Source organism: Paraburkholderia hiiakae, from assembly GCF_904848665.1.
In the GTDB taxonomy this organism is placed as follows: Bacteria; Pseudomonadota; Gammaproteobacteria; order Burkholderiales; family Burkholderiaceae; genus Paraburkholderia; species Paraburkholderia hiiakae.
This window is the reverse complement of sequence record NZ_CAJHCQ010000014.1, coordinates 136,364-158,236: the sequence shown is the minus strand read 5'-3', so window position 1 is coordinate 158,236 and position 21,873 is coordinate 136,364. Positions and strand designations below refer to the sequence as shown.

The 21,873-nt window shown below is 58.6% G+C and carries 24 protein-coding genes; 5 read left to right on the top strand and 19 right to left on the bottom strand.

Translation table 11 applies throughout. The features are described 5' to 3' along the window. Window positions 1-31: 31 nt before the first annotated feature. The 6 genes from JMY28_RS25060 to JMY28_RS25035 all read right to left on the bottom strand — a co-directional run bounded on the left by JMY28_RS25060 (window position 32) and on the right by JMY28_RS25035 (window position 5,233). Window positions 32-1,201, bottom strand: a complete 1,170-nt coding sequence (locus tag JMY28_RS25060) for an HlyD family efflux transporter periplasmic adaptor subunit (protein WP_201698578.1) — start codon at window positions 1,199-1,201, stop codon at window positions 32-34. A gap of 66 nt (window positions 1,202-1,267) precedes the next feature. Continuing rightward, complete coding sequence (locus JMY28_RS25055) at window positions 1,268-2,785, bottom strand: efflux transporter outer membrane subunit (protein WP_201698577.1); 1,518 nt, start codon at window positions 2,783-2,785, stop codon at window positions 1,268-1,270. 432 nt (window positions 2,786-3,217) lie between these two features. Then, window positions 3,218-3,652 (bottom strand): MarR family winged helix-turn-helix transcriptional regulator, encoded by a 435-nt coding sequence (locus tag JMY28_RS25050; protein WP_201698576.1) that lies wholly within the window; start codon window positions 3,650-3,652, stop codon window positions 3,218-3,220. Between the two features lie 283 nt (window positions 3,653-3,935). Next, window positions 3,936-4,310, bottom strand: coding sequence for a VOC family protein (locus JMY28_RS25045; RefSeq protein ID WP_201698654.1), 375 nt, complete (start codon window positions 4,308-4,310; stop codon window positions 3,936-3,938). Window positions 4,311-4,373: 63 nt separating this feature from the next. Continuing rightward, complete coding sequence (locus JMY28_RS25040; protein ID WP_201698575.1) at window positions 4,374-4,730, bottom strand: nuclear transport factor 2-like protein; 357 nt, start codon at window positions 4,728-4,730, stop codon at window positions 4,374-4,376. A 65-nt stretch (window positions 4,731-4,795) separates the two neighbouring features. Next, window positions 4,796-5,233 carry a cupin domain-containing protein gene (locus tag JMY28_RS25035; RefSeq protein WP_201698574.1) on the bottom strand — a complete coding sequence of 146 codons (438 nt, stop codon included), beginning with the start codon at window positions 5,231-5,233 and terminating at the stop codon, window positions 4,796-4,798. Window positions 5,234-5,595: 362 nt separating this feature from the next. Here JMY28_RS25035 and JMY28_RS25030 point away from each other — a divergent pair, with 362 nt between their 5' ends. Beyond that, window positions 5,596-6,099 (top strand): tautomerase family protein, encoded by a 504-nt coding sequence (locus JMY28_RS25030; protein ID WP_201698573.1) that lies wholly within the window; start codon window positions 5,596-5,598, stop codon window positions 6,097-6,099. 56 nt (window positions 6,100-6,155) lie between these two features. Here JMY28_RS25030 and JMY28_RS25025 read toward each other — a convergent pair whose 3' ends face one another. After that, window positions 6,156-6,461, bottom strand: coding sequence for a hypothetical protein (locus JMY28_RS25025; protein ID WP_201698572.1), 306 nt, complete (start codon window positions 6,459-6,461; stop codon window positions 6,156-6,158). 177 nt (window positions 6,462-6,638) lie between these two features. Continuing rightward, window positions 6,639-7,538, bottom strand: a complete 900-nt coding sequence (locus JMY28_RS25020; RefSeq protein WP_201698571.1) for a LysR family transcriptional regulator — start codon at window positions 7,536-7,538, stop codon at window positions 6,639-6,641. Between the two features lie 68 nt (window positions 7,539-7,606). On the opposite strand from JMY28_RS25020, the gene JMY28_RS25015 reads away from it, so the two are divergent. Continuing rightward, window positions 7,607-7,765: a hypothetical protein gene (locus tag JMY28_RS25015; protein WP_201698661.1), complete on the top strand. Its 159-nt coding sequence runs from the start codon at window positions 7,607-7,609 to the stop codon at window positions 7,763-7,765. Here the strand turns inward: JMY28_RS25015 and JMY28_RS25010 are convergent. From JMY28_RS25010 to JMY28_RS24985, 6 genes are all read right to left on the bottom strand, one after another. Further along, window positions 7,728-7,994, bottom strand: coding sequence for a superinfection immunity protein (locus tag JMY28_RS25010; protein WP_201698570.1), 267 nt, complete (start codon window positions 7,992-7,994; stop codon window positions 7,728-7,730). The two genes, JMY28_RS25015 and JMY28_RS25010, sit on opposite strands and share 38 nt — an antisense overlap. Window positions 7,995-8,195: 201 nt before the next feature. Continuing rightward, the gene (locus tag JMY28_RS25005; protein WP_201698569.1) at window positions 8,196-9,398 is read right to left on the bottom strand and encodes a porin; all 1,203 of its coding nucleotides are present in this window, start codon (window positions 9,396-9,398) and stop codon (window positions 8,196-8,198) included. A gap of 190 nt (window positions 9,399-9,588) precedes the next feature. Continuing rightward, on the bottom strand, window positions 9,589-10,926 hold the full coding sequence (locus tag JMY28_RS25000) for an MFS transporter (protein ID WP_201698568.1): 1,338 nt from the start codon (window positions 10,924-10,926) through the stop codon (window positions 9,589-9,591). Window positions 10,927-11,017: 91 nt separating this feature from the next. Beyond that, window positions 11,018-12,349 (bottom strand): fumarylacetoacetase, encoded by a 1,332-nt coding sequence (gene fahA, locus JMY28_RS24995; protein ID WP_201698567.1) that lies wholly within the window; start codon window positions 12,347-12,349, stop codon window positions 11,018-11,020. After that, complete coding sequence (locus JMY28_RS24990) at window positions 12,339-13,574, bottom strand: CaiB/BaiF CoA transferase family protein (RefSeq protein ID WP_201698566.1); 1,236 nt, start codon at window positions 13,572-13,574, stop codon at window positions 12,339-12,341. Before JMY28_RS24990 ends, fahA begins: the two co-directional genes overlap by 11 nt. A gap of 2 nt (window positions 13,575-13,576) precedes the next feature. Beyond that, a complete protein-coding gene (locus tag JMY28_RS24985) occupies window positions 13,577-14,341 on the bottom strand; it encodes an enoyl-CoA hydratase/isomerase family protein (protein WP_201698565.1) in 765 nt (254 codons plus the stop codon). Between the two features lie 375 nt (window positions 14,342-14,716). Here JMY28_RS24985 and JMY28_RS24980 point away from each other — a divergent pair, with 375 nt between their 5' ends. Beyond that, window positions 14,717-15,370, top strand: coding sequence for a TetR/AcrR family transcriptional regulator (locus JMY28_RS24980; RefSeq protein ID WP_236597030.1), 654 nt, complete (start codon window positions 14,717-14,719; stop codon window positions 15,368-15,370). Further along, window positions 15,370-15,867: a MarR family winged helix-turn-helix transcriptional regulator gene (locus JMY28_RS24975; protein ID WP_236597037.1), complete on the top strand. Its 498-nt coding sequence runs from the start codon at window positions 15,370-15,372 to the stop codon at window positions 15,865-15,867. The genes JMY28_RS24980 and JMY28_RS24975 overlap by 1 nt, the downstream gene beginning before the upstream one ends. 1 nt (window position 15,868) lies before the next feature. Here the strand turns inward: JMY28_RS24975 and JMY28_RS24970 are convergent, their stop codons facing one another. The 5 genes from JMY28_RS24970 to JMY28_RS24950 all read right to left on the bottom strand — a co-directional run bounded on the left by JMY28_RS24970 (window position 15,869) and on the right by JMY28_RS24950 (window position 20,358). Further along, window positions 15,869-16,777: a LysR family transcriptional regulator gene (locus tag JMY28_RS24970; protein ID WP_201698562.1), complete on the bottom strand. Its 909-nt coding sequence runs from the start codon at window positions 16,775-16,777 to the stop codon at window positions 15,869-15,871. Between the two features lie 28 nt (window positions 16,778-16,805). Continuing rightward, window positions 16,806-17,327: a DUF302 domain-containing protein gene (locus JMY28_RS24965; RefSeq protein ID WP_201698561.1), complete on the bottom strand. Its 522-nt coding sequence runs from the start codon at window positions 17,325-17,327 to the stop codon at window positions 16,806-16,808. Between the two features lie 876 nt (window positions 17,328-18,203). Further along, window positions 18,204-18,356: a phage integrase N-terminal SAM-like domain-containing protein gene (locus tag JMY28_RS24960; RefSeq protein ID WP_201698560.1), complete on the bottom strand. Its 153-nt coding sequence runs from the start codon at window positions 18,354-18,356 to the stop codon at window positions 18,204-18,206. 780 nt (window positions 18,357-19,136) lie between these two features. Further along, window positions 19,137-19,925, bottom strand: a complete 789-nt coding sequence (locus tag JMY28_RS24955) for a maleate cis-trans isomerase family protein (RefSeq protein WP_201698559.1) — start codon at window positions 19,923-19,925, stop codon at window positions 19,137-19,139. Window positions 19,926-20,010: 85 nt separating this feature from the next. Then, window positions 20,011-20,358, bottom strand: coding sequence for a RidA family protein (locus JMY28_RS24950; RefSeq protein WP_201698558.1), 348 nt, complete (start codon window positions 20,356-20,358; stop codon window positions 20,011-20,013). A gap of 233 nt (window positions 20,359-20,591) precedes the next feature. Between JMY28_RS24950 and JMY28_RS24945 the strand changes: the two genes are divergently transcribed. Then, window positions 20,592-21,833, top strand: a complete 1,242-nt coding sequence (locus JMY28_RS24945; protein WP_201698557.1) for a D-amino acid dehydrogenase — start codon at window positions 20,592-20,594, stop codon at window positions 21,831-21,833. Window positions 21,834-21,873: the final 40 nt, after the last annotated feature.

Sequence of the window (21,873 nt, the reverse complement as noted above, 5' to 3'; positions counted from 1 at the left end):
TCGAAATGGCCGCGTGAACCGTCAGGCCGGGTTATTCGTTATCCTTGATGATTCGGTCAATCGCGGCATTCGCTTCGTCGCCGTCGTGCACGAACACCTTCGTCTGATAGGAAGATGTGGGATCTGCGCCGGCCTGTGCCGCGTTCGCGTTCTTGACGTTCACATCGACGTTCATCGACAAACCCACACGTAGCGGGTGCTTTTCCAGTTCTTCAACAGGAATTTCGATGCGAACCGGCAGGCGCTGAACGACCTTGATCCAGTTTCCCGTTGCGTTCTGGGCCGGCAGCAGCGCGAGTGCCGAGCCGGTGCCCGGCGTGAACCCGGCCACCTTGCCGTGATAAACGGCCGACGAACCATAGACATCCGCCGTCAGCTCCACCGGCTGCCCCACCCGGATATGTCGGAGTTGCCATTCCTTGAAGTTCGCGTCTACCCACACCTGATTCAGCGGCACGACCGACATCAGCGGCGTACCCGGAGAGACGCGCTGCCCGACCTGCACCGAGCGCTGGGCGATATAGCCGGTCACCGGCACCGGCAATGTCGTGCGCGAATACGCCAGGTAGGCGTCGCGAACCTTTGCCGCGTCTGCAAGGACATCCGGGTGCTGCTCGACCGTCGTGTTCGCCGTGAGCGCGCGATTGGCGCCGAGCTTGTGGACCGCGGCGTCGAGCGCGGCCTTCGCATTGTTGACGGCGTCGCGGGCGTGCGAGATGTCCTCTGCCGAAACCGCGCCCGTGCCCCCCGTCGCGAGCCGGCGGCGCAGGTCGTCTTGTGCCTTGGTGAGATCGGATTGCCGCTCTGCGATCTCCGCCCGATATTGGTCGTCGTCGGCATACAGGCCATGCACCCGGCGCACCGTCTGCCCAAGGTTGGCTTCCGCCTGCTGGAGTGCGATCCGCGTATCGGCGGGATCCAGTTGGACAACGGGTGCGCCCATCTTGACGATCTGTGTGTTGTCGGCATTCACGGCCACTACGGTACCCGTGACCTGGGGCGTTATCTGGACGACATTGCCATTCACATACGCGTCATCGGTCTCGACGTGATAGCGGGCAACGAGCGAGTAGTAAGCGCCGTAGGCAACACCAGCGCCTGCCAGCGCCGAGACAAGCGCACCAAGCAGGAACTTGCGCTTGCCGCCCTTCTTTTCTTGCTCGCTGGTCTCGATCTTCACGGCGGGTTGAGGCTGATTCATGGATTCACTCCGAAAATGCTTGGCCAACGTCATCAATTGACGCGTAACGGTTTAAAGATGGGAAATTCACTTGTTTGGATGCAGGACCGACAGCGACGTATCCGGTGTACCCGATTGCGTTGCGAGCTCAGTTTTTTCAGCATCAAAGCCGCCACCGAGCGCCTTGATCAACGCGACCTGCATGTTGCGTCGATCCATCTTCAGATTCGCAACGACCTGTTCGGCGGAGAGTCGGTTGTCGTCGGCATTAAGCACCTGAAGCTGCTCATTCAAACCGGACCGGTAGCGCACGACCGCAAGCTGGTACGCTTTCGCCTGTGCGTCCAGCGCTGCCTGCGCGTCCACGAGCTGCTTGTCGGTCGAGTGGATCAGCGTCACCCGGGTGGCAACCTCAGACAGCGCGTTGATCAGTGTCTTGTTGTAGTTCGCGACGCCATAGTCGAAGTCGGCATAACGGCCTTTCAATTGCGAACGCAGCGCTCCGGCATCGAAAATCGGCAGGTGAACGGCCGAACCGGCCTGGATCTGCCGGCTGGAAGAATTCAGAAAGCGCCCCCAGCCGAAAGCGTCCAGCCCCAGCGAAGCAGACAGATTGATGTCGGGAAAGAATTCCGCCTTCGCTTCCTTGACGCCATGCGCTGCGGCATCGACTTGCCAGTAAGCCGCGACGAGGTCGGGGCGGCGGGAAATAAGGTCTGCCGGCAAGTTATCCGGTAAGGAAACTGCAGCTCCGTTCCCGAGCGTGGGCACTGCGATGGCGAGTCCGCGATCGGGTCCCGCACCCAGTAGTGCACCAAGCTGGCAGCGCACCGTCGTGATCTGCCCGTCCAGGTTGGTGAGCGTCGAGCGAATGGTCGCTGTATCGCCATTGGCCGTTTGCCGTTCTACGTTCGTGTCGAGGCCAGCATTGACGCGCCCGTTGGTAATGTGCTCGATCTCTTCGCGGTTCTTTAGTTCATTCGCCGCAATGTCGCGCAATTCGTACAGACGCGCGAGCTCGTTATAAGTGCTGGCAACCGACGTGGCGAGCGAAACGCGCACGGCTTCCATTTCGGCCTCGGCGACGTTCTGGTCGGAAATAGCCTCCTTCAACCGCTGGTGATTCTTTCCCCAGAAGTCCAGATCCCATGATGCACCCGCCAGCACTGTGTTCTCGCTGGCCCAGTTTCCGCCGATCGGCGCCGGATAGACCGTATTCTCCGAGTAGAGATTGCGCGAAAAGGAATAGGAGCCGCTTACGTTCGGATAGAGTGCCGATTTCGCGCTGCCTGCATAAGCCGTCGCCTTGTCGATGCGTGCTCGCGCTTCATCGATGCTCGGATTACCCTTCAGCGCTTCGTCAATCAATTTCGGTAGTTGCGGATCGCCGAACTGCTCCGACCAATCCAGCGAAGGCCATTTCCCGCCTTCAGCGGGCAAACTCTGTTGAGTTTCATATTTCGCCGGTTCTTCAATCTGGTGATTGCTCTTGATACCAGCGTAGTTGACACAACCTGCGAGGCACAGCGCTGCTGCGGCTGCGGCTGCGGCTGCTAGCGGAGACATCCAGGCACTGATGGTTCTCAACGGGCGATGCGCTTTCATCGTGGCTTCCTTTTTCCGGTAGACATATCGCTTGCATGCATTCGCATGGCGATCGGTGTATGTGCACAGATTAGTGATTGACCTGGGTAGCATCAACAATCAACGGGGCACAAGATTGTTGCGAGCTGTAGATCCAGTAAGTTGGCAGCCACTCGATTTGATGCAACACTCGATTTATCAGTTATCCTGATTTACTATTTGAGTAACGGGGATTCGACTTGCTGGAGCACCGGCTTTCCGGAAAGCTCTTTGCTTACCCGAAAGCGGCATGAGGACTGGTGGGTATCGGCACGTACGGCCGAGTTGGAGGTGCGGTGTTACGTGCTGCGGATGGTACGCGTCCCCTGCGCGATCTTCAACCGCGCCAGGCGTATCAATTTCTCACCCGATCGACAACAATCCAGTCGACAGGTGTTTCGACGCTCGGATCGACTACCGCTGGCTGTTATCGCTCGTCAGCCGGAAGAGTTCCAGCCTCAGCCGTGCGGCCTCACGTTCGCCAAAACTGGTTTCGAAACTTGCCTGCGCGGTGCGCCAATGACCGATGGCCTCATCCAGCTTCGCTCGGCCGGCTGCTGTGATATTCAATCTCAACCGGCGCTTGTTCCCGAGCTCCGAGGATTCGCCAACGAGCCCGTTTCGCTCCAGAGGCTTGAGCGTTCGAATGAGTGTGGTTCTATCCATCACCATCGCCTCCGCCATCTCCAGCATGGTGAGCCCCGGGGCACGAGCCAACGTGCTCAGAATACTGAACTGGGTCGGTGTCATGTCCACTTCGGAAAGGTGACGCTCGTACAGCTTCGAAATATGCCGGGCTGCTTGCCGAATAGCGAAGCAGTCGTCGACGTAGAGTGGGAGTGTGTTCATGCCGACAGAGTATCTGGGCCAAGTCCAACGATCCATCCCGTCGAAGGCATCAAACTATCACCGTCAAGTCAACGGTCACGCGTGGGTGTTGTGCCAGCATTGCGCCGCCCGATCACGCGACGGTGATGCGGCGCAACACCGTGCACGTACGCCTGTCCCCTATTTTTATTAATCACACGATTGGGCGTTGCGACTGTTCGAGCGCCGCGCGAACGAAGTCGAAATGGGCGCCGTGCGACGAGCTGACCCGATCGATTTACTCCAGGCTATCAAGCCACGATGATCAAACGTAGTGCCCCGATTTCTCTAGCACCTCGATCTTGTATCCGTCCGGGTCCTGCACGAAGAAGTATCGTGCAAGCAGTGTGTCCCCGTCCTTGAACTCCTTCACTGGCGTTGGACCGAATCCGAGTTCTGCAAAACGGGCCCGCTCTACCTCAAGTCCGGAAACCGCCACTGCCACGTGCCCATACCCATCACCGTGAGTGTAAGCCAATTCGCGGCCCTTATTCCACGTGAGTTCGACTTCAAAATCGTTCTCTGCATTGCGCAGGTAGACCAATGCGAAATCAGGGAAGTCGAGCCGGTGGCCTTCTATCAGCCCGAAGGCGAGCCGGTAGAACTCGAGCGACCGCTCGAGTTCCCGAACCCGGATCATGGTATGAATCAGCTTGGCTAATTTATTCAACCTTTTCAGAATTGCATGGCGCAGCGGCACCCACTATGCGCCGAGCGAGGTGAAGGTCTGGATGGAAATCTTCCCGCTCTTCACGAAGAGCGTATCGGTCGCAAGCGTGACCGAGGGCTTCGCTTCCCATGCGAAGTAAGCGACTTCGCGAGCAACGCATTGGCTCGTGATCTTGAATGCCGACCAGAACGCCGGTTCGGCGCTATCGACGAACGCCTTAAAGAATTGCCTGATTTCATCAAGCCCGCGATAGACCTTCCCGGGCGTCATCAATACAGCGTTTTCGTCGTAATCGCTCAGGATCTCGTCGATCCCTACTGCAAAGGCACCGAGATGGTGTTCGAACACTCGCTGTGTTGACGCCTCGACTTCTACGGGTGTTTCAGTCATAGCGAACTGCTCCTCAAATGGATTGGGTCGCACGCGCACCCAGTGGGCGCGCGCCCCGAATACGATCAACCGGCGTACGCCCGCTGCGCCTCGTCCCACGTCACGACGATGATCGGCGTCCCGTCCTCGCGGATAAACGACAGCGGACCGAGAAAGGTCATGTAGAACGCGCTGTCCACCGGGAAGTACGTTTTATCGTGCCGCGCGTTGGCCGATTCATAGCCATACGCCGGAGCGACAACAGTGTCGCCGCCATGCTCCTTCCCGCCGCGCACATCCATCCGCCCCTTCGTTAGCAGATACTCGCCGGGGCCCACGTGAAAATGCGCGTTGAAGGACGATCCTGCGGGACAGTCGAACATGGCGGTCCACGCACCCATTTCGGGTGACGCGTGCAACATCTTCCAGCGAATACCGCCTTGCGACAGTGCATCGGGAAAAGGCTTCCAGGGGATTTCGTCGATCTGTACAGCCTCTTCCTGGATCTTCGCCTTGATTTCCATCGTCGTCTCCTTGGTAGTTAAGTCGGCCCCCAACCAGGGGATAACAATCACGCGCCGATGAGACAACGATAGATCACTCGCCCACGCCGGAGTTGCTCCGCAGCGCAAGCGCACTTGCCTTGTAGCGCAAGCATGCTGCCGCGCGGAACACCTCGACTGCACTTTCCGGCAACTCCCCCTGCACGGAGAGGCAATCGCGCACTCGTCCCAACTGCTAATTTCACTTGCGTCGGCAACGCCAAATCACGGATAGCCGAACGAACGACCGGTCGCTGCGCTGCAACAGCAATGCAGTCGTCAGCGCGCGTTCTCCATCGTCAAACGCACCAGGATTACTACTCCCCTAAACGCAAGGAGCAATCATGCCGCTTATCGATTTCAGTTATGCAGTGGGTTCGTTGAGCCCAGACGCCCGCAGCCGTCTTGCGGACAAGATGTGGTCCACTGCGCTGCGTTGGGAGGGAATCGAAGTCAACGAAACCTCGGGCTCCGTTGCATGGGTCTACTTCGACGAACGCCCACGCGATCATGTCACCGTGGGCGGCCACGTACCCGGTCAAAACATCTACCGGCTCAACGTGCGGGTCATGACGGGGTTCATGGACCAGGCCCGCATCGACAATCTCGCCCGCGAGTTGACCGAGTTGGTCCTTGAAGCCGACGGAACAAAAGGCGACGGCAGCGGACCGCGCGTCTTCTGCATTATCGAAGAGATTCCAAGCGGGTCGTGGAGCATCGACGGGAAAACATGGACCACAGTCTTCACCGCGCAAACGCTGAAACTCGAGAACGCACGCATCGCCGCTATGGAAAAGGCTGTGGCGTCGCGGCCGCGCATTGATGTCCCGTACGAAGCGAAATCGTAGTGCGCGATGCATCGCTCGGCGCTGGCTTGTACAGCGCCGGAGTATCATCCCGCAGGTTAACGCGCGACGTAGATCGGAGGCGAATATGAGCTGTATCTCACTTCAGCCGGGTAGCGCTCACCCTTGTAGCCGTTGATACCCGCCCCGCTATCGCTGGTTGAAATCGCCGCTTTCTCACGAACGCGACCATCGAGTCCGGAACGCACCTCGTCCGGGCTCATGGACTTGTTGCTGGCCTGGAGCGATTGCGCGTATTGCGCCTGCACCTGTTGGCCGTCCACTGCCGAAGGCGATTGCGCGCTCGCGAGGTTGGGCGCGGTGAGAACGCCCGCCAGAATGACCAGTCTTGCTACCCGCTTCATCGCTACCCCTTCGGATCTGAACTGAACAATCGCCGCACCGTTTCGTGTGCTTGCGGCTCCGAGGTAGCCTACGTCAGGCTGGGCAAACGACAAATGACTGGAAGCGAACAGATTCTTGCCGAATGAGTTACAGTGACCAGCCCGAAAGTGTGACAAAAGACGTCGATCCCATCGGCTCTAGAGATGAGATTGCGCGAATGCAGTCGCGTGATCGATAAACGCCCGCACTTTTGCGGGCATGAGGGTTCTAGTCAAATACGCCAGCCGGATTTCAATTGCGCTATCGGCTAGATCAAAGCCTTCGAGCAACCTCACAAGGCGCCCGCAAGCCAGGTCGTCACGTATCAACGCTTCCGGCAATACGCCCAAGCCGAAGCCCCGCAGGACCATCTCCCGATTGAACATGGGGTTATTGGAAGCGACATCGAACTTCAACGGGATCGAAACGTCTTCCTGCCCTACCTTGAATGCGAGCGCCGGCTTCTTGATCGACGGAGACACTGCCACAAAGTCATGCTCGGCGAGATCAGCAGGTTCACCCGGGTGGCGATGTTTCTTTAAATACTCTGGCGAGGCAACAATCACCTGCGGGATGCGTTCCAGCAGTTTGGTTACCGTCGTGTCACTCGTGAGCATATAAGGCACAACGATCCCGAGGTCGTAGCCATCGGCAACCAGATCAACGGGGCGCTCGATAAGCGTGACTTCGAGGCTGACCTTGGGGTTTTGCAACTTGAAGCTCGCGAGAAGCGGCACCAGAAGGTTCACGGTAGCTGTGGTATGTGCAACGAGGCGTAGCACTCCCGTGGCCTCTCTGGCCTCGTTGAACGTCTCCGCCTCGAGCGCGTCGATATCATCGAGAATCCTGACGCAACGTTCATAGAATCGCTCAGCGGTCTCGGTCAACGAGATTTGGCGGGTGGTTCGGTGAAACAGCCGGTTTCCCAACCGCTGCTCCAGGGACGCAATCGCGCGAGAAACAACAGGCGTCGTAACGCCCAGCGTGTCAGCTGCTCGCGTGAAACTGCGCGCCTCGACCACCGTACGAAATACCCGCAATGATTCAACGTAATCCATGATCGCCTGCCTCTTTAGAAAGCATTTCGTAACTAAAAGCGTCTGACGAACAAGGCTCGCCGCTCGCCATGAGCTTACTCGCCAGCAATACCGCGCGGCTTCCGCATGGCGTTGACGCGATGGCCAAGGCTCAGGTATTAGCAAGACGCTTCAATGCTGTCGAAGAGGCGCAGCGAATCGCTGACTGGGTCAACAGCGAGGTCCGCGTCCCCGCCGCAAATCTCTGATTGACCGCTGCCACAGGAGCGCGTTCTTCGCGCTTCGCGAATCGGCTTCTCGTGAACCTGTGGCCCAACTCATCACGCCCAGCCAGCCCGCCACCGTCCAGCCAAGAAGCAGATTGAACAGAAATATTCTCGCGGCTTCCTGCTTCATGCGCCGGCGAGCAATCAAGGATGGCGTGAAATACGCGACAGCAACCGCTGCAAGCAAAACGTACGCGATAACAGTACGCATCTGATGCTCCCACTCGAATCATTCGACGATCGATTCTAAGTCGGCGCGCTTTCGCAATGAACCTCGGTTTAGGCAGGAAAGTGTTGTACAAATCGACAACGCGAATAGTGCCCCATTTGCCGCCCGTGGGTGGCTTCGTGCCTTCGTGGTGAGGGTTGGCGCTTGCGCCAGTCGTCGGCGCAGGAAGCCTGTCGAAGCTCGCTAGAATCGGTGCCTCACGCCGGCCGTCGCAGCGATCTGATAACGGGAATTCGTGCCGCTTGAGCCGCCAATGTTATTGATGGCCGTCGTCAGTGCCCCGTTCAAAGCCTTTTGATATACCACAGCACCGTATAGATCGGTGAGCTTGCTCAGCGAGTAAACCAACCCGCTGTTGAACTGAAGCCAGTGTGGATGAGGACCATCGCTGACGTTGGCCATGGACGATGCACCTCCTACGTTGCCGACGCTGTAGATGACAGCCACGCCGGCTTGCAAGGCGGGCGTGAATCGATACCTGCCGTTCACTTCGTAATTGGAGATCGAGAAATTGGTGTGATCCGCATACCGCAGCTTGACAAAGGTATAGGCACCCCCGATCGTGAACTGACTCATCTCGTAGGCAATTCCGCCGCCCGTGATGTCCTGTGTGCTTACCGGTCGCGCATAAAATATCGATGTCGTGCTCGAATAGTCACCCACAACAGCGCCAGAAGTATTGCTCCCGCCTGTGGCTCCTGCCGACGGTTCGCTGAGGTGAAAATGTGCGACGCCCAACGAAAGCGAATTGCGCGCGTAGCTGCCGCCCACACTCCACGCCCTGTTGTTCGCAAATCCTTCTCCGTCTGATCCAGCTGCCTGATTGCTAAACGCGTAGAGTCCGCCGAGTGTGAATCCAGCGAAATTTTTGCTCTCGAACTTGACAGTGTTGTTCAGCCGAAATGTGGTGTAGAGGTTATCGACGTCGCCAACGTGCGCGCCGTACTGCGTTCCCCATTGCCGCGACGACACGAACGGTCCGACGAAATCCACGAGGGGTTCGTACTGGCGCCCCATTGAGAACGTCCCGATTGCGTTGTTCTGCAGCCCCACATAGGCCTGCCGTCCGAACAAGCGCGAGCCTTGCAGCATCGTGCCGTTTGCCACGCTAAAGCCGTTCTCCAGCACGAAGACAGCGGAATTCCCCCCTCCGAGATCCTCGATACCGCGAATGCCCCAACGCGAGGGTAATCCAACTCCCGTCGTTTCCTGAAACTTGCTGGCCCCTACACTGCCCGGCTTCACCGCAACGTTGTTTACATAGCTCACCCCGGCGTCCACGATTCCGTAGAGCGTCACGCTACTCTGCGCAAGCGCGAGAGTGGGTGTCGCCCCGGTAATAGCAATAGACAGAACCAGAATATGATCTCTCGCAACCTTTTCCATAAATCTCCTCTCCGAACTTACACAGATTATTCTTTTAATAATTAAATGATTTAACGAAAATTGATCATTATTGATTCTTCGAAATTAGATTATTCAAGACACACTCACGAAGTGGCACTCAATGCCCGCACCTTTGCGGGCACCGCATCGCGCGATTGTATGAATGCTGGGGCGAACGGAAACGATCGATCTATTGGACAGACAGTCGCCGGGCAACGAGCGGAATCCCGGCAACCAGCAGAAAGGCTGCAAGCGCTTGAACGGCTCCCGCCGTCATGAATCCGCTCGCGTAACTTCCAGAGACATCCCGCACATAACCGGTCAACCACGGCGTGAGGAAACCCGCGACGTTCGCTACTGAACTGATGAGCGGAACGGCCAAGATCGTTTCACCGGCTTTCATGAACCGCATCGGGATTTGCCAGAATAGCGACACGCCGGCACCGGTTCCCGCGATCGCAACCGCGAGCGTGAAAAACGTCGTCGTCTGATCGCTGTGCCACGAAAAAACCAGCACGATCAAGCTCACAACGCTAACGAGTGATGCAATCGCGCAATGCCAACGAACGTCCCGATAACGACTCGCGAAGGTCGAGAATGCAATGTTCCCTCCCGCACCGATCAGGCAGATTGCCGCAATTGCGTTGCCGATCTCCCGGTATCCACCAAAGCCCGCTTCGCGCAGAATAGTCGGCATGAAGAAGCCCAAGGCCGAATTCGCAGTCAGAATGCAAAAGTAAATCGCAGCCAACATCCAGATCATCGGGTTGGCGAAAAGCGCCGATGATTTTCCGGACGTTGGGGTGACGCTCAGGCGAGCTTCCGCGACACTGCGCGATATCATCTCGCGTTCGCGCGCCGATAACCACCTGGCGGTAGCCGGTCCGTCCGGAAGCACAAATGCAGCGACGCATCCGAGCAACACCGTGGGGACGGCCTGCAGCACGAACATCCACCGCCAACCGGCAAACCCCAGAATCCCGCTCATATGTTCGAGCACGAAACCGCCGCTCACGCCAACCGCAATGGTCGAGCAGATAGCCGCAGAATGGAAGATGCTGAAATTGCGCGTACGACGCTTTGTCGGAAACCATTCGTTGAAGTAGAGAATCACACCGGGATAGAAGCCCGCTTCGAAAGCGCCGAGAAGGAATCGAAGTGCGTAGAACATCGTTGGCGAACTGACGAACATCATCGCGATGCTCGTCAGTCCCCAGCCAATTGCTATTGCAGAGATGAGGGTCCGCGCGCCCCAGCGTTGTTGAAGCGCAGTCGATGGCATCCCCATGACGACGTAGCCTAGAAAGAACAGCCCCGCGCCGAGACCGTACACCGTTTCGCTAAAGTGCAGATCGGACAGCATCTGAAGCTTCGCAAAGGCCACGTTGGCGCGGTCCACCCACGCCAACATCCACAGGCAAAAGAGGAGCGGGATAATGCGCCACTCCGACGACCGAAATGCCTTGCTTAGTTCACGGTCCGATTCACTGACCGGTTTCACTGTGTCTGCTTCGAACAACACGCTCATTGATTCGTCTCCAGGCACAAACGTCCCGATCTTCTGCCAGGATCATCTGAAGTTTTGACCGTCCGGGTTTAGCCCGCAGATGGTCACGCTTTCATTCCCATTTTGCAGGGAAGATCTCGCCGCGGTTTTCGCCAAAGCCGATGCTCACGAAGCCAGGCTGCTCACACCACCCCTTCATGACAACGACGTCTGCGTCTTCGAGAAACGCGCGCGTCTCGCCTCCAGCAAGTTCGACAGGAGACTCTCCGGCACGCGACAACTCGATCAACGCACCGGCTTCCAAAGCAGTCGGGCCGGAAATCGTCCCGCTACCTAGCAGATCACCGGGGCGCAGATTGCAGCCACCGATCGTGTGGTGTGCAACCATTTGCGCGACGCTCCAGTACTGGTGGCGAAAGCTCGTACGCGAAACCCGGCTGGGACGCCTCCCACTTCGCCGCGCGTCAGCGGTCTCGATAGCCACCTCCAGCTGAATATCGAACGCCTGATCATCCGCTTCCGGCATGGACAGGTATTCCAGTGGCTGGGGATCTCCTTCCGGACGGACCCACGCCGTGCGAAACGGCGCAAGCGCATCCATGGTGACGATCCACGGTGATATCGTGGTAGCGAAATTCTTGGCGAGAAATGGCCCGAGCGGGGTTGACTCCCACGATTGAATATCGCGCGCCGACCAGTCATTGAGCAGACAAAGCCCAAACACATGCTCCTCGGCCGACTCAACAGGAATGCGGGCGCCTTGTTCATTGCCAACGCCAATGAAAATGCCCAGTTCCAGTTCGTAGTCCAGCCGGGCACACGGTCCAAGCTCAGGCTCACGCTTTCCGGCAGCAAAACGTTGCCCGACGGGCCGTCGCACGGCCTGCCCCGACAACCCGATGCTCGACACTCTCCCGTGGTAAGCGATCGGCATCCACTGGAAATTCGGCGAAATCGAGCCATCCGGCCGCAACAACTTGACGATATTTCGCGCGTGATCGATCGACGTATAAAAGTCCGTGTAGTCACCGATCTGAACCGGCAGCGCGTATTCGGCATCCGCTTGTGGCATGAGGCACCCTTCGAGTTCATCAACCGAAGGGGCACTCGGTGCCAGCGATTCCCCTTTGCTGAACCAGGCGAAGACTGCGTGGCGCAGGGCGCGCCACGCGTTCGGCCCCAGTGCCAGGAAAGCATTCAGCGTTGGCTCAGTACAGGCCAGGACAGCTTGGCCCGCGCTTCCCGAAAGACCGCCGAGCGCCGCAATCGCCTTCAGGTCGATGACGTAGTCGCCCAAGGCGACGCCGCCGCGAAACGCCTCCGATGTCCCCGCACGCCGGAATACACTGAACGGCAAGTTTTGGAGCGGAAATGCGCTTTCAGGCTGGTTTGCCGATTCGACCCAACTTTTCGCGGCGGCGTCGTGGGTATGGTCAAGGCGCATCGAAATCCCCGCGCAGGCTGCGGCGGCTCAACAGGATCCGCCGTTCGCGAAGCTCCTGAATCAGTGCCGGGTCGACGTCGCGCTCGGTCAGCAGCTCAACGTTGTGTTCGCCCTGAAATGCAGGAATGCCGGGTAGGGGCAGCGTCGCACCGCTAAAGCGCCACGGCGGCCCTGGCATGCGCATCGTCCCGCCGGTCCGGTCGTCGATCTCGACGATCGCCCCCCATTCCGCGGCCCATTCGGAATCCGCCAATTCATTCGTTGTACGCACGACGCCGATGGCAAGGCCCTGTTCGCTTACCTGCGCCTGCAGTTCGTCCAGGTCCGTGAACGTCAGAATCCATGCCCGCACCTCGGCAAGCAACGCATCGAGGTTCTGTCGCCGAAGATGGGCAGTGGCGAACCGGGGATCGAGCAGCAGATCGGTGCGCCGCATCATCGAACAGAACCGGATGAACATCGGCGTATAGATCGGACTGGCGGCGATGGTGACATGACGGCCATCCGGCATGCGGAAAATGTGCGATTCCGTGGCGCTCAGCGCTGGCGGTTCACCGTTGGTGTCCACGCCGGACAACTGCGCGCCTGCGCGTTCGTTGACAGCCAGCATGGTCGCCGCCATTGAAACGTCCACGTGCTGGCCTTCGCCTGTCCGGTTTCGCTGCTGGAGTGCGGAGAGCACGGCGATGACGCCATGGAGACCCGTATAGACGTCGGCGTGGCTGCAGGCGTCGTTCTTCATCTCCTCCGGACCGAAGTCATAGTGCTCACGCAAAATATCGGTCAGCCCCGTCTCCGCCTGGACAGTCGGCGCAAATGCCGGTCGGTTGCGCCACGGCCCGGTCTGACCATAGCCGCTCATCGAAACATAGACAACGGCAGGGTTGAAATCACGCACCTGCTCGTAACCGAGACCAAATCGCGCCAGGGTGCCCGGCCGGAAGTTTTCGACAATGATGTCGGCCTCGCGGCACAGGTCGGCGACGATGGCTCGCGCCTCGGGCCAGTTCAAATCCAGACTGAGATTGCGTTTCCCCGCGTTCTGCTGGGCGTAGTAGACGGACATCGTTCCGATATGGGGAACGCCGCCACGGCCCGTATCGCCGCTGGGCGGCTCGATCTTGATCACTTCGGCGCCAAGATCGCGCAGCGTCTTCGTACACAGCGGCCCCGCCAGCACGCGCGTGAAGTCGATAACCTTCAGTCCCTCGAGAGGCGCACCCATGATCAGTTCCCCTCGAAAATGGCCGAACCCGGGCCCGACTTGGCAAACGACTCGAGACCGCGCTTTTGATCCGCACTCGCCCACATCATGTTGCTGATCTCGGTCTGCCGGGCATCTGCGCCGGCGATGCCGTGCCGCGCAGACAGATTGGCAAGCATCTTGATCCCTTTAAGTGCGACGGTTGGACCCGCTGCCAGTTGACGCGCCCATGACATCGACACAGCCGGCAGTTCAGATTCGGCCGTAACGAGATTGATCACCCCCCACCGCTCCAGGGCCGCGGGATCGTGACGCCGGCCGAACATCGCAATCTCCTTGGCTCGCGCCGATCCTGCGCGTTGAACCACGCGTTGCACGCCGCCAAGAAGCGGAAGCAGACCCAGACTCGCCTCGGCTGCAGCGAAGAAGGCTGTGTCGGCCGCAACGATCATGTCGCAGGTCAGCGCTAATTCGAATCCCCCGCCGAGCGCGCCACCGTGGACCGCTGCGACCGAAGGCAGCGGCACGTTTTCAAGCGCGTCGAGCAACGCGTCGAGGCCGGCCTGGTCACGGCGCCGGCCGCCGCCGGCGAAGCCCGCAACGTCGGCGCCCGCGCAAAAATGGCGCATGGCGCTGCGCAGCAGGATGGACCGGCATCCCTCTTCGACGGCCTTGCTGTACGCAGCGAGAAGATCCTTGAGGAACGTATCCTCGATGAGGTTGTGAGGCGGCTTCGACATCGTGACGACGCCCACTGCGCCGTCCTTCTCAAACACGACTGTGCTCATTTCTCGTCCTGCGTCGTAGCCCGACGGAATGTCGGACATAAGGTTTAAACGATCGGAATACCTTCAGGATACCGAAGCGAACTGTGGACCTTGTGAACCGTCTTTCGATGTTTCCAGAAACACCTGTTCAAACCCAGAACACAGTTCGTTGTGAGTTGATGATAACAGTGTTAACTTGGAAGCAAACCAGGGTATTCCCGTGCGTCCGAACTACACCCCCAACTCCATTACGCCCCATTTTCTCGAGCGCCGGCCAGAGGTCGTTGCGCGCGCCGGAGACGCCCGCCTATAATGATTTCCCCTTGGAACGCCACTACTCATGCTGTGAGTTCGAAACCGCCCACCGCCGCCCCTACGCCCTATCACCACGGAAATTTGCGCAATGCGCTCATCGCTGAGGGCCGCCGTGCGCTCGAAGATATTGGCGCACGGGAGCTAAGTCTGAGGTACCTGGCGCGCGCGGTCGGCGTGTCCGAGGCCGCGCCGTCGCGGCATTTCGCAGGAAAGGAAGGGCTACTCGCGGCGATCGCAGCCGATGGATTCCGTGATCTTGCGCGAATGCGCAGCGGGATAATACAGTCCGATAGCTCCGCGATGACGAAGGCCCATCAGATGATGCGCGCATATGTCGATTTCGCGCGAGCACACAAAGGGCTTTTCGACTTGATGATCGGGCCTCGGATCGTCGCGCAGAATTCGTATCCGGAGCTCACCGAGGAAGGCGCGAAGTCGTTCCGGCTATTTGCAACGGTAGTTGAGAACGTCGCGCTCGAAAACGGCTGGCCAAAGCGTTCGCTGACTTTGGTCACGCACGCTGCCTGGAGCGTCGAGCACGGGCTCGCAACCTTGATACTTTCCGACCGTGTGCCACGTTCCGACTATCCCATTCGGCTCGATCAGATGATCGACTTCTCGATTTCCGTTTTCCTGAGCGCCATCGCTGCCGGGCCAGCGCAACTCGAGGCTGTCATGAATGCGCTGCCGCCAGTGAAGCAGCGCTCTCAGTTGACGGAATCCAGAACAGATTGATGCACTGGCCAGCGTTGATTGACCGCTCGCTGCGCAAGTACCATCGCGGCATGTCTATCCATCCGACACACGGCCCGGCGCTCGACAACGCTCTCGCATACTGGGTCTCGCGCGTTCATACGCGGCTCACCCATCTGGTCAATCGGCAAACGCGAGCGGAACTGGGTATCACCGGCCCACAAGCGTGGGCCCTTCACTTGATAGCCAGCGGGCGCTGCAGCAGCGCGTCGGCCATCGCTCATGAATGCGGCATCGATCTTGGCGCCGTAACGAGGCTTCTCGATCGCGTAGAGAAGCTAGACCTACTCCAGCGATTCCGCAGCACGAGTGACCGGCGCATGGTTCGGCTAGAGCTGACCGAATGCGGCAAGTCGCTGGCAATGCGCGTGCCGCCCATCATTGATTCCATCTTTCAACACGCTCAAACTGGCCTGACTCCCGCAGAAGCGGACCTCCTGGAAGGTTTGCTTCGCCGCGTTCACCTGAATTACGAATAATTCAAGAAAGCGTCGCTTGACCAAAAAATGCGTTGGCGTGATCGATGAACGCTTTTACTTTCGCTGGCAACAGTGTGCGCGTGGCGTAGGCCAGCCTGATCTCGACCTCTCCCTCTTTTATCTCGAACTGATCCAATAGCCTCACAAGGTGGCCGCACTTGATGTCTTCCTGGACAAGAGGGATTGGCAATGCGCCGATTCCAAGCCCGCTCAGAACCATCTCGCGATTGAAGATTGGACTATTCGAAGCAATGTCGTATTTGATCTGAACCGTCACGTCCTGTTGCCCTGTACCACGAAACGTGAGCGCGGGCTTGCGCAAAGAAGGGGGCATGGCAACGAATGTGTGCCTGCCAAGGCCGACCGGCGTCGTGGGGCGACAGCGATTTCTCAGGTATCCCTCTGTTGCGAAAATGCCGAGCGGCATGCGCTCCAGCAGAGTGCTCACAACCTGGTCTGAGGCCAGCATACAAGGCAACACGATGCCCAGATCAAACCCGTCGACAACGAGATCGACCGGGCGCTCGGTCAATGTAATATCCAGGGTGACTTCCGGATACTTCGACCTGAACGTCGATATGAGCGGAACGAGTCTGCTGATTGTCGCCGTGGTGTGAGCAGCCACGCGCAAAACACCGGTCGGAACTTGTGTTGCGCTCGTTATTCTCGCCTCGAGATTCGTGAGGTCGTCCAGAATGCGGCGGCATTTTCCATAGATTCGGTCGGCCGATTCAGTCGTGGAGAATTGCCGCGTAGTGCGATTGAACAACCGGATCCCGAGACGTGCCTCCAGCGAGGCGATGGCCCTGGAGATTGTCGGGGGCGTCGTGCCCAGCGTAGCGGCGGCTCGCCTGATACCCTTTGTCTCGACGACGGCACAAAACACACGCAAACTCTCGATATATTCCATTAGGCCTTCCTGCGCGCCAGCGCGAAGATCAACGCAGTGCAGTCATCCGATCGATCAATGCTTCGAACTTCCGGTCGAGCGCCTGCGCAGCACTCTTGAGTTCCGGACTATCGCCGAGCACGATGAGCGATGAGGGACGAACGTAAGTCACAACAGTACCCTCACCATCCTCCGCCTCGGTCAGCAGCACTTCGACGGGTGCGAACAGACCAGCGGAAATATCGTGACGAAGCATCGTAATCGCGATGAGCGGATTTCCCAGAATCCAGCGTACCGTTCGGCGTTTGATGCCAAATTTTCCTATCCAGCCCCCATGATCGATCTCGCTAAAGAGCATGAAGCCACTCTCGCCAACAAAACGCCGCTCTACCTCGCTCACATAGGTCGCTTCCGAAATGTCTTCCCTTGCGAGCTTCACCAGTTCAGGAATTGACGACTTTCCGCAAAGCTTGCCAAGGCGGTCCACGACTTTGTCAAAAGGCGCGGGCGTCCTGACCTCGACACGTACCCCCTCAAACCGCGTTTCAACAATGGTGACTTCACTGCTCATACCTATGCTCCAATACTGTTGTCTGGTCCGAAGGGACCAGGTTCTCTTTCTCGCAAATCTCACTGCCCAAGCTTTATCTGAATACGAGTATATCCGCGTGTCTTGCGTGTAAAGTTGCACGCAGCGACAAGAGATTGTTGAGAAAACGTATTGAAGTCTGTCCTGATCTCGACACGCAAACGCGTGCTGCTATTCGCGCGCTCGTCCTGGAAAAGGCGCAAAGCTACGAGGCTCGTCGGAGCAGGCCACCCCACCATTGAACCCTGTATTTCGATTCGGGTGAATGCTCGGCTGAAATACGCGGGACTATCCAAAGCCATTCACGCGTGTGGTCTCGGCGATTGTCCTCGTCTTGAAGGGCGCATCGGATATCGCTGCTGCACAACGTTCGGCCGCGGTATATGCAGACGGTCTCGATATGACGGGCCGGCCTCCGAAAGCAGGGAGCGTAGGTAACGTGTCTAGACCCCAATCGCGCCCGCGAGCGTCGCCATCACGGCCAACCCCGCGCGTGCCCTACCAGCCATACTTGAGTTCGATACCGGCGTAGACGGCATTGTGGCCGCCCGCCTGGCGTATCGTGTTGCCCACCTGGAAGTGCACGGCTTCGATCGAACCAATGAGATTCGCCGCAATCGTGCCGGACCGTGGTGGAGTAGGATGTCTGCCAACTCCACCGGGGCCCTCATCGCGGTTCAGACGTGGTCGACCGGCGGTTCGGATGAAGCCTGTGGGGATCTTGACGGTAGCCGGTCGAACGGGCTGGTCGTCGCGCAGATCGTGCTGGTCGCGACCTTCAGGTAGCGCGCCGGACGCCGCGGTGGCCACCACGTGGGTGCTGGATGAGCGTCGCTGAACTTCAATCAGGTGCCCTTGTCAAGCGCGTATCTCCTCCGGGCTGAGCAGTTCAGGGGACCGCCCGAAGTGTCTGGCAAAGTTGCTCACCTGCTGGAGATACGCACGTTGTGTGTTGGCGGCGAGGCTGCGCACACGCATATCCTCGATCATGCGTCGACGTAGGGGTGTCATGATGGACTCCGCTCGAAATGGTCACGGCAGCAAACTGCGCCGCCATGATCCCACTCGGAACGGAGCCGCCCTGCAGATGACCTCGGAGCCGATGTCGCTGGCCAACCAACTACTCCCGCGTCAGCGGGTTAGTTCAAGGGCGTTTATCGCTCAAAGCCAGCTTTTTAAGCGCAACGGTTGCCTTGAGTTAGCGGCGTACGTAATACAGACGCGCTTAGCGAAAAAGTATGCCCACCGTTCCGTTGAGCGACTGCAAAAGCTGACAGAGGTAAGCAAATCGGGCGACTGCGGGCCAAGACGACGCTGTTAGAGGTACGAGAACGGTCTCCAGGTTGGCCAACGTGTTGACATTTCCACCGGAAATCAGATCGTAATGTAGCTATCGAGATAATCCTTCTTATCTCGCCCCGAAAGAGATCAGCGATACAAATCTTGCCCGCTAGCCTTATGGGCGTGCATTCGCCCAGCATCATGAGCAGACGGCTCGCGAGCGCCGCGAACGTGTCGCCAAAGTGGCGATGCAATGTGTTGACGACGCGTGCGATGACAGACTGCCGGCGTACAGAGGACCGATCGCGACATCTTCGATGCACACGAAAGAAATGAGAGCTGCTCTTGCGAAGGGTGCATCGGCAAAAGGTCGCGTTGCCTGCAAGGCAGCCTGCGCATCAAAAGCGCGAGCTGCGAAGTCCGGCCAGCTAGCCGGCTCCGCGGCGGCCCTGATAAAGTCGCGTCGACAGTATTGGCCGCGAGACCCGAAACTCACCAACAAGGCGTTGGCTACTGCTCGATGTTCTGCACGGTGAATAGTCGTCCAAACTGAGGCAGTTCGTCTTTCACTCCGCCCAGCCGCAAGGCATGCCACGCCATTGCATGATTGCTGGACGTCACGGGCTTGCCCAGCTCGCGCTCGATTGCGGCAACCTGGTCGACCAGCCGCACCGAGGTGCACGAGACGAACACCGCATCGACGTCGTCGTGCCGGCCAAGCTCAAGAACTGCATTGCGAACAGACTGTGCGTCGATGCGCGCCACCTCGTTATCGTCCGAATGCTCAAACGAGCCCATTCGCACGATGTTCATCCCGCGGGCGCTCAAATAATCTTTCATGGACTCCGTAATCTCGCGCAGATACGGCGTCAGAAGCGCGACGCGTCGGGCGCCCAACGCGTTCAGAGCGACTCTCGCAGCAGTGATGGGCGTCGTGCACGCAGCCTTGGGCCGGGCCTCCCTGATGCGCTCCATCACGTGGCCTTCGCCGAGCACCATGGATGCCGACGTGCAACCAAACGCAACAACGTCGAGCCGCTCTCCAGGCCGAATGACAGCAACGCCCGGAGCAATCAGGCTATCCATCTCTCTGAGCGTAGCCGGCGTGATTTCTGCGGAATTTGATATTCGACTCTCGTAGAAGCCGACACCGTCGACGGCGAGCAGCTTGCGCCACTCGTATTCGATCGTGTGGTCGGTCGCCAATACGACCAGCCCAATCGCAGCGCGATGCGAAATGCCCTTATCGAGCGTGAAGCCGAGCTTCACATAGCGTTCCGCTGCCTCGAGGGTTTCCATACTGTGCCTGCCCCTTCAACGTTGTCGGCTCGTACTGCCGCCAGGTTAAGTTGCGCTCGCCAGCGCTCCGTTCATGGTCCACGAATCAGACTGCGGCGATGACTGCGATTTCGACGGTGTATTGCGGGAACGCCAGCTTTGACTCGACGCACGCACGCGCCGGCGCATCGCCCTCGGGCACCCATGCGTCCCACACCTCGTTCATCTCGTTGAATGTCTTGTAATCAGCGAGCCAGATGCTTGCTGAAAGAATCTTCGTCTTGTCCGAGCCCGCTTGCTCCAGCAGTGCGTCGATCTTCTTGAGGATCTGCTCGGTCTGCCCCTTCACGTCTTGACTCGGGTCGCTGGCCACCTGCCCTGCAAGAAACGCAAAACCACCGTACACGACGGTCTGACTCATTCGCTTGCCACTCTCGTAGCGCTTGATCTGCATAACTCCCTCCATCAGTTCACGTGAAAGTGTTCACAGACTAGCCCATGTCACACACAATTGTCGACACTTTTATCGACAAATCCAGGCAAACTCCCGGGTAATCGATAGCGCGCATTGCGTTCTTTTTTTATTCGTAATATACATTTGTGTAGACACTTTGCGAGCAAGGGCCCTTGAGCCGAAGCCCTGACCGCCTTACGCGAAGTCATTCAACGTTCGAGATCGAGGGCATCATGAAGGTAATCGTGCTTGGCGGCGGCGTCGTTGGCGTGACGACCGCTTATCAGTTGCAGAAGGATGGGCATGATGTAACGGTCGTTGACAGGCAGCCCGTGGTCGCTGGCGAAACGAGCTGGGGAAATGCTGGCATGGTTGCGCCAGGACACTCATTCGTCTGGTCTTCGCCGAAAGCGCCCATGGTGCTGCTCAAGTCGCTGGTGCTAAAGGACCAGGCGCTGCGCTTCAAGTTCTCGTCTGACCCGAAACTGTACGGTTGGTCGTGGCTTTTCCTGCGGGAGTGCACATCGGAAAAAGCAAGGCGCAATACGCTGCTCAAGCATCGGCTCGCCGCCTATTCGCAGTCAGTCCTTCAAGACGTCATCAAGACCGAATCCGTTAGCTACGATCGTAACGACCGCGGCATCATCTACTTCCATCGCAGCCAGGAGGCCCTGGATCGCGGCGTTGCGCAGATGAAATTACTGGAGTCGGATGGGCAGCTCATCAAGGTACTCAGCCGAAGCGAGGTTGTCTCGCTCGATCCTTCGCTCACCTCTGCGAAAGACGAGATTGCAGGCGCCATTTATTGCCCAACGGATGAGACCGGGGACCCGGCGAAGTTCACCAGAGGGCTGGCCGACATCATCGTTTCTCGCGGCGCGACTATTCTGAACAATACGAATATTCAGGGTCTTGAAGTCGCCGGTGGCCAGATCGCCGGAGTCCGGACGGACAAGGGTAGCCTGAAGGGCGATGCCTATGTCCTCGCGCTCGGCAGCTATAGCCCGATAATCGCGGGGCAAATTGGCATCAACTTGCCAATCTATCCGGTGAAGGGGTATTCGCTCACTATCCCGATCGAAGGCCATATTCAGCCACCCAACGTCGCTGTCGTCGACGAGCACAATCTGGTCGCCATTTCCCGATTCGGCGACAGGATTCGCGTCACCGCCACCGCCGAGTTCGCCGGGTATGACACTGCGCACAAGCCATCGGACTTCGAGTTCATGAAACGTGTCACGCAAGAGCTGTATCCGGACGGCGGCAACTACGATCGCGCGGAAATGTGGGCTGGTCTGCGGCCCATGACGCCGAACAACCTGCCGTGCTTCGGAAAGAGAAAATACGGAAACCTCTTCCTGAACACGGGTCATGGTCACATCGGATGGACGATGTCTCACGGCTCGGCTCGCATCACCGCGGACCTCATCGCGGGGCGTACGCCGGAGATCCCAATGGAAGGTCTGACTTCATGACAGCGTGCGCCGTGGCCGACCTTTGCCCTTGCGTCAACCG